At 58.9% G+C, this 15,502-nt stretch carries 12 protein-coding genes; 6 read left to right on the top strand and 6 right to left on the bottom strand.

Annotated features, from left to right (window positions below):
• Window positions 1-64: 64 nt before the first annotated feature.
• The 5 genes from mnmA to KT71_RS09425 are packed head-to-tail and all read left to right on the top strand — an operon-like array spanning window position 65 to window position 5,268.
• Entirely contained in the window at window positions 65-1,183 is a 1,119-nt protein-coding gene (gene mnmA / locus KT71_RS09445; protein ID WP_008295640.1) for a tRNA 2-thiouridine(34) synthase MnmA, read from the top strand.
• A complete protein-coding gene (gene hflD, locus KT71_RS09440; protein ID WP_008295641.1) occupies window positions 1,180-1,809 on the top strand; it encodes a high frequency lysogenization protein HflD in 630 nt (209 codons plus the stop codon). The genes mnmA and hflD overlap by 4 nt, the downstream gene beginning before the upstream one ends.
• Window positions 1,810-1,852: 43 nt before the next feature.
• Window positions 1,853-3,235, top strand: a complete 1,383-nt coding sequence (gene purB, locus KT71_RS09435) for an adenylosuccinate lyase (RefSeq protein ID WP_008295642.1) — start codon at window positions 1,853-1,855, stop codon at window positions 3,233-3,235.
• 4 nt (window positions 3,236-3,239) lie between these two features.
• Window positions 3,240-4,352, top strand: a complete 1,113-nt coding sequence (locus tag KT71_RS09430; RefSeq protein ID WP_152025205.1) for a JmjC domain-containing protein — start codon at window positions 3,240-3,242, stop codon at window positions 4,350-4,352.
• Window positions 4,345-5,268 (top strand): GNAT family N-acetyltransferase, encoded by a 924-nt coding sequence (locus tag KT71_RS09425; protein ID WP_040362291.1) that lies wholly within the window; start codon window positions 4,345-4,347, stop codon window positions 5,266-5,268. Before KT71_RS09430 ends, KT71_RS09425 begins: the two co-directional genes overlap by 8 nt.
• Before the next feature lie 5 nt (window positions 5,269-5,273).
• Here KT71_RS09425 and KT71_RS09420 read toward each other — a convergent pair whose 3' ends face one another.
• The 6 genes from KT71_RS09420 to KT71_RS09395 are packed head-to-tail and all read right to left on the bottom strand — an operon-like array spanning window position 5,274 to window position 13,811.
• A complete protein-coding gene (locus KT71_RS09420) occupies window positions 5,274-5,576 on the bottom strand; it encodes a Rieske (2Fe-2S) protein (protein WP_008295645.1) in 303 nt (100 codons plus the stop codon).
• A gap of 2 nt (window positions 5,577-5,578) precedes the next feature.
• Window positions 5,579-6,547 (bottom strand): methylmalonyl Co-A mutase-associated GTPase MeaB, encoded by a 969-nt coding sequence (meaB, locus tag KT71_RS09415; RefSeq protein ID WP_008295646.1) that lies wholly within the window; start codon window positions 6,545-6,547, stop codon window positions 5,579-5,581.
• A gap of 3 nt (window positions 6,548-6,550) precedes the next feature.
• Window positions 6,551-8,704 (bottom strand): methylmalonyl-CoA mutase, encoded by a 2,154-nt coding sequence (scpA, locus tag KT71_RS09410; protein ID WP_008295647.1) that lies wholly within the window; start codon window positions 8,702-8,704, stop codon window positions 6,551-6,553.
• A gap of 9 nt (window positions 8,705-8,713) precedes the next feature.
• Window positions 8,714-9,124, bottom strand: a complete 411-nt coding sequence (mce, locus tag KT71_RS09405) for a methylmalonyl-CoA epimerase (protein WP_008295648.1) — start codon at window positions 9,122-9,124, stop codon at window positions 8,714-8,716.
• Window positions 9,125-9,161: 37 nt separating this feature from the next.
• Window positions 9,162-11,993 (bottom strand): ATP-binding protein, encoded by a 2,832-nt coding sequence (locus KT71_RS09400; RefSeq protein ID WP_023659529.1) that lies wholly within the window; start codon window positions 11,991-11,993, stop codon window positions 9,162-9,164.
• Window positions 11,994-12,023: 30 nt separating this feature from the next.
• On the bottom strand, window positions 12,024-13,811 hold the full coding sequence (locus KT71_RS09395; protein ID WP_008295650.1) for an acyl-CoA carboxylase subunit beta: 1,788 nt from the start codon (window positions 13,809-13,811) through the stop codon (window positions 12,024-12,026).
• 288 nt (window positions 13,812-14,099) lie between these two features.
• Here KT71_RS09395 and KT71_RS09390 point away from each other — a divergent pair, with 288 nt between their 5' ends.
• Window positions 14,100-15,500: an anthranilate synthase component I family protein gene (locus tag KT71_RS09390; RefSeq protein ID WP_008295652.1), complete on the top strand. Its 1,401-nt coding sequence runs from the start codon at window positions 14,100-14,102 to the stop codon at window positions 15,498-15,500.
• The last annotated feature ends 2 nt before the right edge of the window (window positions 15,501-15,502 follow it).

Below are 15,502 nucleotides of genomic sequence, written 5' to 3'. Positions count from 1 at the left end.
TCAGCAGCAACGTCACTTACGACCGGAGCAGTCTTAAGGCTTTGGCAACTTTCACGGCACAGTCATGACCGCACCCGCTAAAAACACAGAAAAAGTTATTGTCGGCATGTCCGGCGGCGTAGATTCGTCCGTGGCGGCCCTGATACTGCTGGAGCAGGGCTACGACGTGGAAGGCCTGTTCATGAAGAACTGGGACGAGGACGATGGCACGGAGTACTGCACCGCGAAGGTCGATTACGCGGATGCCCAGGCCGTAGCGGACAAACTGGGGATTACCCTCCACGCAGCGAACTTCGCCGCGGAGTACTGGGACAACGTCTTTGAGCACTTTCTCGATGAGTATCGCGCCGGACGCACGCCCAACCCCGACATACTCTGTAACCGGGAAATCAAATTCCGGGCTTTTCTGGATTACGCTCTGGAACTGGGTGCAGATCGTATCGCCACGGGTCACTATGCACGCCGGGGCATGAGGCATGGACGGCCTGCGCTCTGCAAAGGCCTCGATAACAACAAGGATCAAAGCTATTTTCTCCATGCCGTGGGCCACGCCGAGCTGTCGAAAACGCTATTTCCTTTGGGAGAGATCGAAAAACCTGAGGTTCGAGCCCTCGCCGAGCGCGCGGGCCTGCGCACTCACGACAAAAAAGACTCCACGGGTATCTGCTTTATCGGGGAGCGACGCTTCAAAGACTTTTTGCAGCAGTATCTCCCCGCGCAACCCGGCATCATCAAGACCCTGGAGGGCGATACCATCGGCGAACACAGCGGCCTGATGTACCACACCATCGGACAGCGTCAGGGTCTGGGCATCGGCGGCCTTGCAAGGCATAACGAGGCACCCTGGTACGTGGCGGGCAAAGATCTCGCCAATAACGTTTTGCTCGTTGTCCAGGGCAATGATCACCCCGCCCTGTTTTCTCAGGAGCTGTGGACGGACACGCTTTTCTGGATCGCAGGACAGGCGCCGCAATTCCCCCTCCACTGCGCAGCCAAGGTGCGCTACCGCCAGGCGGATCAGAAATGCACCGTATTTGAGGACGGGGGTCGTTACCGAATCAACTTCAGCGCCCCCCAGCGGGCCATCACACCGGGGCAATCCGTGGTGCTCTATGACGGGAACATCTGCCTGGGGGGCGGCGTCATCACCACAACCACGGCTGCCCTGGCACTCGCAGCATGAGTCTTTTACGTGAGCAGACCATCGCCCTCGCGGGCGTCGCACAGGCGGCGCGCATCGTCGATCAGATTTCCAAAACCGGCAGCTATCCCCTGGAGTTTCTCGAAAGCTCCGTAAACAGCCTCTTTGTCTTCGATCTCGAGCGTGCCGAGGATATCTACAAAGGCTTGCCCGGGGTCAGGCTCGGTCTCCAGAATCTCTGCGCCCTCCTCGCCAACCAGGGCGATCAGGAGCAGCGTGACGCGGTGCGTTATTTCTTCAACATCCTGCACCTGGAACGCCGTTTCGCCTCCGATGAGCAATTGCGCGAGGTTGTGCGGTCACGGTTGGAGCACGCCAGTTTCCGGGCCGAGCACTTCGCCGGCAATGTCGGTGACATTTGCCATAGCGTGTCCGGGGTGTATCAGGACACCTTCAGCAAGCTGCCTCAACGTATTAAGGTGATGGGCAGTGCCCAGCACCTTGAGAACCAGAAAAACGCCGATATCGTGCGCAGTCTCCTCCTGGCCGGTATACGCTCCGCATACCTGTGGCGGCAATTGGGCGGGCGGCGCTGGAAACTGGCTATGCAACGAAAAGCGATGCTGAGAAACGCCCAGGAACTCTCCCGCGGTCTCGGCCTCGTCTAACGACAAAAACCAGACTCAAATAGAAGCTCGGAAAGGAAACGCCATGTCCACAGACGGCCTCACGCTTACCCCCCTCACTGCGGTTACGCCCCTCGATGGGCGCTACGCCAGCAAAACCCGCCCCCTTGCGGAGGTTTTCAGTGAGTACGGCCTCATCCGTCGCCGCGTCCTTGTCGAGGTTCACTGGCTCCTGGCCCTGTCCCGGGAGCCTCAAATCACGGAGGTTGCGCCCCTGTCCCCTCAGGCGGTCGCAAAGCTCGAGGCCATTGCCAACAATTTCTCTGTCGATGATGCAGCGCAGATTAAGGCCATTGAGGCCACCACCAATCACGACGTAAAAGCCGTTGAATACTTCATCAAGGAGCGCTTTGAGAACAACGACGAGCTGCAGCGCATCAGTGAGTTTGTACATTTCGCCTGCACCTCCGAAGACATCAATAATCTCGCTCACGCCCTGATGCTCCGCGATGGGCTCACGGAGGTACTGGTACCGGGCTTCGAAAGCCTGGTAAGGACCCTGGCGGGCATCGCCCACGACCTGGCGGATCAACCCATGCTGTCGCGGACTCACGGACAAACGGCCAGTCCCACGACCATGGGTAAGGAAATTGCCAACAGCGTTGCGCGCCTTAGACGTCAGCTGACCCGTATTAACGGGGTGCCTCTCCTGGGGAAAATGAACGGCGCAGTGGGTAACTATAATGCGCACCTGGCAAGCTATCCGGATATTGACTGGCAGTCGTTCAGTGCACACTTCATCGAGGGTCTGGGGCTGGCGCAGAACCCATACACCACGCAGATCGAGCCCCACGACTATATGGCTGAGCTTTTTGATGCCATTGGCGGCGCAAATACCGTGCTGCTGGATTTTGCTCGGGATATTTGGGGCTACATCTCCCTCGGTTACTTCAAACAGAAAACCATCGCCGGGGAGATCGGCTCCTCCACAATGCCCCACAAGGTGAATCCCATCGACTTCGAAAATGCCGAGGGTAATCTGGGCCTGGCCAACGCGGTCTTCGCCCATCTGAGCGAAAAACTACCCGTAAGCCGCTGGCAGCGCGATCTCAGCGATTCCACAGTGCTGCGAAATATGGGTGTGGGTTTTGCCTACACGCAGATTGCCCTGGAGTCCCTGGCCAAGGGCATTGGCAAGCTCGAAAGCAATCCCGCGCGCATGGACGATGATCTCGATGCCAGCTGGGAAGTCTTGGCAGAACCCATACAGACGGTGATGCGGCGCTACGGTGTCGAGGAGCCCTACGAAAAACTCAAGGACCTCACGCGTGGGCAGCGCGTAACAGCCCAACGCATTCGCGATTTTATCGACACCCTGGATATTCCCGAGACAGCGAAGGAGTCTTTGCGGGAGCTGACGCCCGCCAGCTACGTGGGTAATGCCGCCGAACAGGCAAGAAACATCTAGCGGCGTGCCGGACTATCACCTGAAACTGGATGTAGAGCACTTCCTCGCGAGGCACTGGCAGCGTGAGCATCTCTTCATCCCCGGAGGCTTCGGGGATTTTGAGGTACCCGGTGATGGGGATGAGCTGGCGGGATTGGCCATGGAAGCCGACATCGACGGCCGCATTGTCACCACTGACGGTAACCACTGGCATCAGGAACGCGGCCCGTTTACGGCAGAAAGCTACCAGCGCCCTGGTCAATGGACCTTGTTGGTACAGAGCGTCGATCAGCATTGGGACGAGGCCGCTGAGCTTCTGGGCGCCGTATCCTTCCTACCCTCCTGGCGCCTCGACGATATCATGATGAGCTACGCCACGGATGGCGGCAGCGCGGGCCCCCATTACGATAATTACGATGTGTTTATCATCCAGGGTGAGGGCCAGCGGCGCTGGCAGATAGGCCCCCGATGCGACAGTAACAGTCCCCTCATGGATAACACCGACCTACGGCTCCTCGCTGACTTTGAACCCCGCTGCGAGTACCTGATGAACACCGGGGATGTGCTGTACGTTCCGCCCGGCGTGGCGCATTACGGCGTCAGTGTGGGCGAGTCCACCAGTTTCTCCATTGGCTTCCGGGCACCGCGACAGAGTGATCTCCTGGCCCGCTGGGTCGACAACACCCTGAACACCGTCGAGGACGACGCTCTGTTTGAGGATCCTGCGCGGGAACCGGCGCACCGTAGCGGTGAAATCACCCGGAAAGATCTGGAGCGTGCCCGGGGGCAGCTGCTCCGGGCCTTTGATCAAAAAGATGCCCGCTGGTTTGGTGAGGTGGTGACGGAAACGGGCACGACCCCTTCGGAGTCATCGGAATCCCCACCGGACTTCGACACCGCCGTGGGATGGATTACGCGAACACCGGGTAGCCGTATTGCCTGGCATCGACTGGATGACGAGCTTCTGGTGTTTGCTCACGGCAGCGCTCGCGAAGCACCCCTTGCGTTGCAGCCGCTGCTGGAAACCCTATGCAGTCACCATGACCTTGATGTTGCGGAGGCACGCGAGGCCCACGATGGGGCGTCGGGATTCCTGCGCTGGCTCCATGACGAGGGAACGGTTCTTTACTATGAATAGTCCTGACAAGCCTCGGGTTCGGGAAGCAGTTTGGCCGGCAGATGCCCGTGAACTAGAGCGCATCCGCAGCGCTGTTTTTGTCATGGAACAGGGAGTGCCTCGGGATATTGAGTGGGACGGGCGCGACAAAGACGCAGCTCATGCCATCGCCGAACTTGAGGGCGCGGCAATCGGATGCGGACGTTTGCTCACCGATGGCCGTATTGGCCGCCTTGCCGTGATTGCCCGGTACCGCGGTCAGGGTGTCGGCGCGAAGCTTTTACAGTGTCTCCTGGGTCTCGCCCGCCAGCGAGGGCAAAAAGAGCTTTACCTTCATGCTCAGGCTGATGCCGTAGCGTTCTATGAGCGTGCAGGTTTTATAGCCCGGGGGGAGCCCTTTGAGGAAGCGGGTATCACTCACCGCGATATGCATCTGTCCCTGGATTATAGCGACTGGAACGAGCCTATCCCCCATCTGCAATACCCCCGACCCTTCTCGGAACTGGTGGTCGCCCAGGCTCGTCTGGCGCGTCGGGAGCTACGTATTCTCAGTCCCAGACTGGACAACAGGGTCTTTGATCAGGAAGACCTGGTATCAGCGATACGCCTGTTTCTGCGCGACGGCAATCTCAATAACGTTCAGATTCTGGTGCAGGACGCGCGCGCCATCGTTCAACGGGGACATCGTTTATTGGCCCTGAGCCGCCGCCTGCCCAGCAGAATAGAGATTCGCCGGCTTGGGGAGCATCCCCAATGGAATGATGACACCCTGGTGCTTCGCGATAGAGACAGCGTCCTGGAGCTGCCCGGAGAAGACGCCGATGCCGGTTTTTATCGGCCGCAGAACCGGCCCAGAGCGGAAGCGGCTATCAACCGCTTTGATGAACTTTGGCGCCTGGGACAGATTGATCCGGAGTTTCGAGCGCTGTCTCTCTAGAGGCCCTACTCATCTACACCGACGCTATTACCCTCGTAAACCAAATCGTGGATTTTAAGAGAAGCGCAGATTGCCGGTGACGGAGCCCCATCCTTCAGAGAAAACTGTAGCTGATGTTTAGGACAGATGAGCATCCCCTTGTCGATGGGTGCCGCATCCAGAACCTGCCCCTGATGGGGACAGTGGCGATCCACGAGTCGTAGAACGCCCGCCTCCTGAAAAAGTAGGGCCTGGCGTCCCGCGACTTGAACAGCCTTGCGGTAACCGTCGTGGAGGTTGATGAGCTTCTCAAGGGCGCGATAAGCCATGCTCAGCCTTCGTCCATCAGCTCAATTACCCGCCGGGCAGCGGCATAGGGCGTTATCGTCTGGGACTCAACATCCATTTCCAGTTTGGGCAACGCCGCAGCAACGCTGGGGCTTTCCTTGAGGCGCTGCATCAGCAGGGACTGCACCAGCTGCTGCATCCACTGACGATTTTGCGTGGCGCGCTGTCGCTCAAAAAACCCGGACTCCCGGGTTGAGGCGACATAGGATTGAATGGTGTCCCAGACTTCCCCGAGACCGGTGTTGGCGAGGGCGGAGCAACGCATTACCACAGGCGTCCAATGACTTTCGTTCCGCAAAAGGCTGAAGGCGGACTGGTACTGGGTCTGGGTTGCCGCGGCGATACCGGCGCCCTCGCCGTCTGACTTATTGATCACCAGGGCATCCGCGAGTTCGACGATGCCCTTCTTGATTCCCTGAAGCTCATCGCCGCCGCCCGGCAGCATCAGGAGCATAAAAAAGTCGACCATCCCGGCAACCTGGAACTCCGACTGCCCCACGCCTACGGTTTCCACGATAATGACATCATAGCCCGCGGCCTCACAGAGGAGCATGGTCTCTCGGGTTTTTTGCGCAACACCTCCCAGGGTTCCACCCGAGGGTGTGGGACGAATAAACACGTTTTCTTCCCGGGACAACTGCTCCATGCGCGTCTTGTCACCCATGATGGAGCCACCGGCGACGGGAGAGCTGGGGTCTACGGCCAGGACTGCGAGGCGTTTACCCGCCTTGAGAAGCAGTTGACCAAAAGATTCGATAAAGGTGGATTTTCCAACGCCGGGCACACCGCTGATACCTATGCGAATGCTGTTCCCCGTGTGGGGCAGCAGGGCTTCGAGCAAGCGCTGAGACTCTTCACGATGGGCCCCAAGAGAGCTTTCCGTGAGCGTTATCGCTTTAGCGAGCGCCCGCCGGTTCCCGTCGAGAATACTTTGGGGATCAGGCGCAGGCACGCTCTACTCCGCGGCGGCGTTTACCGCCTCAAGCACCTCTCTGGCGGCAACCGGTATCGCTGTTCCGGGACCAAAAATACACTGGACACCGGCCTCGCGCAGGGCTGGATAATCCTGCTCGGGAATCACCCCGCCGGCAATAACCACGATATCCTGAGCGTTGAGCTTGGCGAGCTCTGCTATGAGTTCTGGCACCAGGGTCTTATGCCCCGCGGCCAGACTGGAAGCACCGACGACATGGACGTCATTTTCCACGGCCTGCCGCGCAACTTCCGCGGGCGTAGAAAACATCGGCGACAGATCCACATCAAAGCCTACATCTGCAAAGGCGGTAGCGACGACCTTAGCGCCGCGGTCGTGGCCGTCCTGGCCCATTTTGCAGACCAGCATGCGCGGGCGCCGGCCGTGGCGCTCTACAAAGCTATCGATATCGGCACTGATCATGTTCCAGTTCTCGTCTTCCTGAAATGCCGCGCCATAAACGCCAGAGACCGTCTGCGCGTGGGCGGTGAACCGCCCGAATTCTGACTCCATAGCGTCGGATATCTCGCCCACGGTAGCACGGAGACGCACGGCATCAATCGCCAGTGCGAGGAGGTTACCCTCGCCGCCCGCTGCGCAGGCCGTAATCTTTGCGAGGGCCTCGTCCACGGCGTTCTGATCCCGGGATTCGCGGATCTTTTTCAGTCGCGCAATCTGCGAATCGCGTACCGCTGCGTTATCGATATCCAGAATATCAATGGGGTCCTCCTGAGAGGACGCGTATTTGTTCACGCCGACAATGACATCGTCGCCCCGATCGATACGAGCCTGCTTCCGCGCCGCCGCCTCTTCGATGCGCAACTTGGGCATTCCCGTTTCAATCGCTTTAGCCATGCCACCGGCCTCTTCCACCTCGGCAATGAGCTCCCGCGCCTTATCAGCGATTTCCTGGGTCAGAGACTCCATCATGTAGGAACCTCCCCAGGGGTCTACGACCTTTGTAATGCCCGTCTCTTCCTGAAGAATCAGCTGCGTGTTGCGGGCGATCCGCGCGGCAAACTCCGAGGGCAAAGCGATAGCTTCATCCAGGGCGTTAGTGTGCAGGGACTGGGTGCCCCCGAACACCGCAGCCATGGCCTCGATGGTAGTGCGTATGACGTTATTGTAGGGATCCTGTGCCGTCAGGGACCACCCGGAGGTCTGGCTGTGGGTGCGCAGCATGGAGCTCTTGGGATTCTGTGGCGAGAACTCCGCAACAATTTCGTTCCACAGGAGCCGCGCCGCGCGCATCTTGGCGATCTCCATATAGAAATTCATGCTCACACCCCAGAAGAAGGACAGCCGCGGTGCAAACTCATCGATACCCAGTCCCGCAGCGATGGCCGTGCGAATGTATTCCTTACCGTCTGCCAGGGTGTAAGCCAGCTCCAACGCCGCGTTCGCCCCGGCCTCCTGGATGTGATAACCGGATATGGAAATGGTATTGAAACGCGGCATATTCCGGGAACAGTAGGAAATAATGTCACCAATAATGCGCATGCTGGGCGCCGGCGGGTAAATGTAGGTGTTGCGCACCATGAATTCTTTGAGAATGTCATTCTGAATGGTGCCTGCCAGCTGATCCTGCGCAACGCCCTGCTCTTCCGCAGCGACGATGTATCCCGCCAGCACGGGGAGCACCGCACCGTTCATGGTCATGGAGACAGAGACTTTGTCGAGGGGAATCTCATCAAAGAGAATCTTCATATCCTCGATGGAATCAATGGCAACGCCCGCTTTACCCACATCGCCCGTTACCCGCTCATGGTCCGAGTCATAGCCGCGGTGGGTAGCCAGATCAAAGGCAACGGAAATACCCTGTCCCCCGGCCGCGAGGGCTTTGCGATAAAAGGCATTGGACTCTTCCGCCGTGCTGAATCCCGCGTACTGGCGAATCGTCCAGGGTCGGCCGGCATACATCGTTGCCTGGGGGCCCCGCAAATAGGGCGCCATACCCGGCAGGGTGTCGGCATGCTCGAGGTTCTCGATATCAGCCGCAGTGTAAAGGGGCTTTACGGGGATACCCTCGGGTGTATCCCATATCAAGTCGTCGGGGCTTTTGCCCTTCATCTGCTTTGTCGCCAGGGCATCCCAGGCAGCGAGCTGTTCCGGCGTGGCCTTGTTACTGTCGCTCATAGCTATTTCTCAGTGTTCGTCGGCGGGCTGATTCAGTTCCACAAGAATACCGTCACAGCTTTTGGGATGAATAAAAATGGTGAGTGAGTTATGCGCACCGGGAGACGGCGCGTCGGTGATAAACGCATAGCCCTTGGCCTTGAGCCGCTCCACATCCGCATAGATGTCGTCGGAGCGGAAGCACAGATGATGGAGTCCGCCTCCCCGTTTCTCCAGATACTTGGCGATGGGGCCCTCACCATTGAGGGGGTGGACCAGCTCAATATTGGTGGGTGGCAGCGGTATGAAGGCCGTGGAGGTCTTGGCAGCTTCCACGTCCTCCGTACCATCCAGGGGAAGTCCAAAGTCCTCACAAAAACGTTGGATCGCTTTTTCGAGGTTGGGCACGGCGACGGCGATGTGGTCCAGAGCGGTGATCATAGCTTGAAACTCCTGAAGTGGCGCATCTACTGGGATACTAGATTATTTCGAGATAGCGGGCCGTCGCAGCACGCCGTCGCGCGGCAATCTCCTCGGGGGATTCCACCACTATTTTTTCGTCGGGGGTGATCCGGAATACCGGCTGCCCCTTGCTGATAATCATGCCATCCCCCTCAACGAGCACCTCATCGACGGTGCCGGCAAACGGCGCATAAACCTTGTTGAACATTTTCATGACTTCGACGATGTACAAAGGATCACCGGCGTCAAAGTGATCGCCTTTTTCCACGTACAGCGGTGAATCCGGTGTTTCTCTGCCGTAGAACATACCGCCGCTGGCCGCGATGATTTCGTCGGACTTGGCAAGGGGGGGCGGCACAAGGACCTTGGCCATGGCGCTCTGGAGCTCGGCGTCGTTGAGGCGCTCGGGAATATCAATGGTGAGATCGTCATTCACGGCCAAAGAGAAGTAAGCCGTGGTCTCGGCGATAGCGGGAAGCACACTGAGGATAGAACAGCCGGACTGATAGCCGCGATGGGCAGATTGCACCGCCGCCCATTCCTCCTCTGAAAGCGCCACGCCCTCGGGCGCATGATCCTCGGAAAGCAGGGTTTGCATGGCCAGCCAATCCTCCGCCGGCAGGATGGCGTCGAGTCGGGCGTAGAAAGCCTGGGCGTCGCTCAGAATGTCGTGATCATGCTCCCAGATCATGCCTGCCGCCGGAGCACCGGACACCAGATCCATGTTCAGGTAGTGATAGATGTCCGCCAACAGCTCCATGGGGTTCTCATTCCAGCTCACATGACCGTTGATCATGGTGTAGCTGTCCCGGTGGATGCTCAGCCAGCCGCTAAGGAGATGGGGCTGGTCCAGAAGAATTTGCAGGGGTCGCAGCAACAGGGTGTGTTTGAGATCCAGGGTCAGGGCCAGGGAAGCATCGTCGGAGCCTTCTATACCTCCACCGTTTGCACCTTTGGCACCTTCGATCTCCCTTGCGCTGAGCTGTCGCCAGGCGTGTTCCAGGTCGATGTTCTGAGCTTCGCGCTTCAGCTCACCCACCGCCGTTAAATAGGGCACGATAAAGCGCGTGGTTGGCCGCGCATTGATGTTCTGGCCCAGGAACCAGTTCACCAGGCCATAATGAAATTCGAGATTCGTGGCGAGGTCCTTACCACGCATTTGCGTCTGACGGATGGTTTCGGCCATGCCCTGATAACATTCCAGCCGCGTGTTCCCCACGGTGAGGAGCAGCGCTATGTTGGAATCGTAGGCGCCCGCCAGGGTGTACTTCATGAACACATCCGTGTCCGGATTGTGCAGACTGATGCCCTGGTCATCACGAATCTCGCCATCGATGGCATCCGACCAGTATTCAATGACGCCGCCGGCACTGGGCTGCAGCGCCTGGTTTGTCGCGTTGAGGCGAGCCTCCACGCTGTCATTGTGCCGAGGTACGCGGTGGGGTTTGGGAAGCCTGGGACCGTGGGCCGCCAGAAGCACCATCGCCTCTACCAGGGACTCCACGATAAAGTGATCCTCGGAGTTTTCAGGATTCGCGAAACGCAGGGCGTAGCAGAGTTCGGTGACCCGATGCTCAACCTGTATGCGCGTATTCATCTCCATAAAGAAGTGCTTGTCGCGGTCAACGATGCATTCGAAGGTCGACACGGAGTCCAGTCCCACGGCCTCACCGAAGCGCGCCGCCTCGTCCTCCATCTGAGACAAAGTATGGATATCCTGCTCCAGTACCGCCGCTTCCGTGGTCTTGCCCTGTGCTTTGGCCTCCTCGAGGGCCAAGTGCAGGGACTCCAGGGTCACGGAGACCTCGAGGAGCTTCTGCTCGTGCATCTGTAAAGAGCAATCGCGGCCACCCAGACTCATGCTCCATTGACCGTTACCAATCACCTGAATTTCCTGGTGACGCGTGGTTTCTATGTTCAGCTCCACCAGAACGTTTTTGTTATCGCCGACCCCGGTGGTTTTTACCTCGTTAAGGATCTCACGCACCATTTCGCCGGCGCGCTCAGCCTCACCAATGCCGAGGATTCGCTGTCCTTTCCCCCCGCCACCGCTGATAGCCTTGAGGCGCACGCGGTTGCTGGGATAGTCCTCGCTCATGCGCAGTACGGCTTCCGTCACGGTTTCGCTGAGCTCATCAACGGTGTAAAGATCCACGCCTTTGCTGTAACTCGCTGCCAGCACCTGATCGGCGGCCGCTTCGAGATCCTCATCCAGGTTTGCCGGATCCAGGGGCAGACCCTCGCTCTCAATGAGCGCTTTCAATGCTGCGTGATCGGGGTGACGTTTGAGCAGCGTGAGCGCCGTGGCGTTATCAATACCCGGCGTCACGGATACACCGGTCTTCAATGCCGTGCGCTTCGCCTCGTCCTTCAGGCCCGCATCATGCACCGTGCGCGAGCAGGGACCGATGAAGTTCAGTCCGGCGGTCTCCATGGCAGCCACCATGGTCTCGTCCTCTGCCATAAAGCCGTAGCCGGCAAAGATGGCGTTGTATCCGTTGTCCCGGGCAATGCCGATGATCTGCTGGATGCGCTGATCACGCTCTTCTTTGTTGACACCGGTGTAGTCGGGCACGCGATGGACCCGTTCGGGGTCCGGCATGACACGTAGCTCCGGGGCCAGCGCGTTCTGATAAACGATGGAGTCTTTCTCGGACAGTAAAATGCCGATATGCCGGATCCCCATCTCCCGAAAAACGTCGATGGCCTCCTTGCGAATGGGTCCCCGGCAGATAATCAGGGGCCGGATATGGGTGCAATCGAATTGACTCACCCAGGGACTGCTTCGTCGCCCAAGCTGTCGATCGCTGTGAATCAGGGGATTGTGCAAATAATGTTCGTTAGACACGGCAGCCGGTCCTTAGCAAATTGGTAGGTATCAATGAAATTCCCGCTGAACGCCTTCCATGGGCGCAGGCTCGTAATTGCGGAGACAGAAGTCCATGTGCTCCGCGAGCACCTGGCGCAAATCTGAGGGCATCACGATCTGGGAAATAGAACCGAGGCTGAGCGCCTCATTGGGATTCATGAGCTCCCGCTCGTAGCGCTGCGCCAGAAGATGCTCTTCGGCCTTGACCCAGCCATCCACAAGCGCCTTGGCCGCCTCCGCCGCCTCAGAGTCGCCGAGTCCCGCGGCCTTCTGCGCCTCCGTTTCCTTGAGCAGGCGCGTTTTTGCCTCGCCGCGAAGCTTCCGCAACTCATCCTTGTACACGTACTCCACGCCCGCTGGCCCCATCACAGCGACACGCGTAGTCGGCAGTGCTACTACAAAATCAGCACCCGTGGGATAGTTGTTGTAGGACGCATAAGCGCCACCGAAGGCGTTGCGCACAAGCACCAGAAAACGCGGTGTACGCAGATCGACAATGGCGTCGAGCATTGCCCTGCCGGCCTGGACGATGCCTCGGGACTCCTGTTCCTTACCGGGCAAAAAGCCCGTGGTGTCCTCGAGGAAAATAATGGGAATGTTGTAGAGATTGCAAAAGCGGATAAAACGCGCGTTCTTGTAAGCCGCGCCGATATCAATTTGCCCCGAGGCCACCGCAGAATTGTTGGCCACAAAACCGATGACATTACCGCCCATGCGTCCCAGGGCCGTGATGGTGTTTCGGGCGCGCTCCGCCTGCAGCTCGAGAAAATCGCCATGATCGCAAAGCTGCTGGATCAATACGGTGATGTCGATGGGGGTATTGAACCCCGTGGGGGAGTTAAAGGCTTTTTTCAGGAGAATGTCGATATCCCAGGTCTTTCGCGAAATGGGATCCGATGAGGGCTGATGGGGCGCCGCCACGCCGTTGTGGCTGGGCAGGTAATTGAGCAGTGCCCGCACCTTTCTCAAGGCTGCGACTTCATCGGGCACCACAAAATCGGTCACCCCTGACTGGCTGTGAACCCCGGGGCCGCCCAATTCGTCGGGGGTAACATCCTCACCCAGTACCGACTTCACCACACCCGGCCCCGTGAGGCCAAAGAAGGTGTCGTTGGGTTGAATCAGAAAGCTCCCCTGTCTCGGAAGATAGGAGCCTCCGCCCGCGTTAAAGCCGAACATGCACATGATGCTGGGCACGATGCCGCTTATCTTGCGAAGGGCGGTGAAGGCGTCAGCGTAACCATCCAGTCCGCCTACCCCCGCAGGAATGTAGGCGCCTGCCGAGTCGTTCAAGCCCACCAGGGGAATGCGCTGCTTCGCGGCCAGCTCAAAGAGTCGCGCCAGCTTTTCACCATTGGTGGCATCCATGGAACCGGCCCGCACGGTAAAATCGTGCCCATAGATCGCGACGTCTCGACCGCCCACGCGAATCAGGGCCGTTACCAACGATGCACCATCAAGGTTGGGGCCCCAATTCTGGTACAGAATGCGGGGAGGCTCATCGGCAAGACAATCGATACGCTCCCACACGGTCATGCGTTTTTTGAGGTGCTGGCGCTGTATACTTTGTACGCCCGCGGCGGTGTGCGGTCGACGTTGGAGGGCAGCACCCGCCTTCATGGCCTCTTCAAACAAACCAGGAGCACTCTGAATCTGCCCCGGCACTTCGAAATGCTGTTCCTCTGCACCTCCGAAGGGATTGGCCAAGGTGGCAAAAGGCGTCTTGGGATTGTCTGCTTGGTCCTCGCCGGTTAACTGCTTCTGTTTCGGGAGGTGGCCGTTCGATGAATCACTCATAGATGCGAATAACTCTCTGCGGAAGAATGCGGTTGCCGACGGCGGGCCGTCGATTTTATGTTCTTGTGTAACGCGTCTTGTTTCTTGTCCGCCGAGGCGGGATGTTCAGACCTGTCTTGCAAGCCTTCGACAGGGCTCCGTTTGGACAACACATCAAACGTGTCAAACCAAAGAACACAGCGGCCCGCGTTTTGAGCCAGTACGCGGAAAAGACGCGGGCTTAGACTAGTTATCAGACAATTGAAAGTCAATTTAAACAATAGCTTATGTCAACTATCGGCATGAGCCGTGAGCATCGAATCCATGGCCCCTGAGACAGCAGGCAGACGGGAACGAAGCATCCCGGTCCCCTACTTTGCAGACCCCTGCTCCCTCTACGACAGGATCCGCTCCCTGGGGCAGGCTGTGCTCCTGGACAGCGGCGATGATGCATCCCGGGGTCGCTTCGACATCGTGGCCGCGCAGCCCGATGCGTCGAGGGGTCTGCGGCTGGAAGCAGGCTGTTCCGGGGAGGCCTTGCATGAGGCGCTGAGCGGCTGGCAGCGCATGGCCGAAGAGCAGGCCCCGTCCTCTCCCCTGAGGGACCTGCCCTTCACCGGCGGCTACATCGGTCATTTCAGCTACGAGCTTGGCAGAAGACTGTTGAAACTCCCGGCCACGTCCCCGGGCGCTTTGCCCATCGCGGTTGTTCATTACTACCCCTGGGCGGTGGTACAGGACCGTCTGGAACAGAAGAGCTGGCTCGTGGGAGAGCCCGATGCCGTGGACGGGATAACAGACACGGTCCAGAACCTCCTGGGTAACGGTGAGGCCAGCGAGTCGCCCCCCGGGTTCAGACTGGAGGAGCCCTTCCGTCATCCGTGGTCCCTCGAGGCATACCGCCAGTGCTTCGAGAAGGTTAAGCATTACATTGCCAGCGGTGACTGCTATCAGATCAATATAGGTCAGCCGTTTTCCGCCGCCTTTACCGGCGACCTGTTCCAGGCCTACCGCCAACTCAGAGCGATCGCGAAAGCCCCCTTCAGTGGTTTTTTTCCCCTGGCACGGGATCACGCCCTCCTCTGCCTGTCGCCGGAGCGCTTTCTTACGGCAGATCAAGGGCGCGTGGAAACACGGCCCATCAAAGGAACGCGCCCCCGTCACGAGAATGCGGAAACAGATCAAGCCCAGGCTCAGGCGCTCATGGGCTCCCCCAAGGAGCGCGCGGAGAACCTGATGATTGTGGACCTGTTGCGCAATGACATCGGCCGCTATTGCCGCCCGGGCACCGTGCGCGCCGATGAGCTGTTTTCTCTGGAAAGCTACTCCACGGTGCATCACCTGGTAAGCGTTGTGACAGGAGAACTTGCACCGGGCCGCAGCGCGCTGGATTTACTTCTTGGCTGCATGCCCGGCGGGTCGATTACCGGCGCACCCAAACGGCGTGCCATGGAGATCATCAATGAGCTGGAACCCGCTCCGCGGCAATCCTGGTGCGGCGCTCTTTTTTACCTGTCCCGCCATGGCCGACTCGACAGCAACATCACGATCCGCACCCTGTACAACACCGGGGATATGCTCCATTGCTGGGCCGGCGGCGGTCTGGTGGATGACTCCCGGCTTGAGGCTGAGTATCAGGAACAGCGTGACAAGGTGGGTGCGTTTCTCACCGCTCTGGAGAAAACACTATCGTCCGACGGACACCCCTAGGA

This window comes from Congregibacter litoralis KT71, from assembly GCF_000153125.2.
GTDB lineage: Bacteria > Pseudomonadota > Gammaproteobacteria > Pseudomonadales > Halieaceae > Congregibacter > Congregibacter litoralis.
Note: the sequence above shows the minus strand (reverse complement) of the source record. Positions and strands in the feature narration are given on the sequence as shown.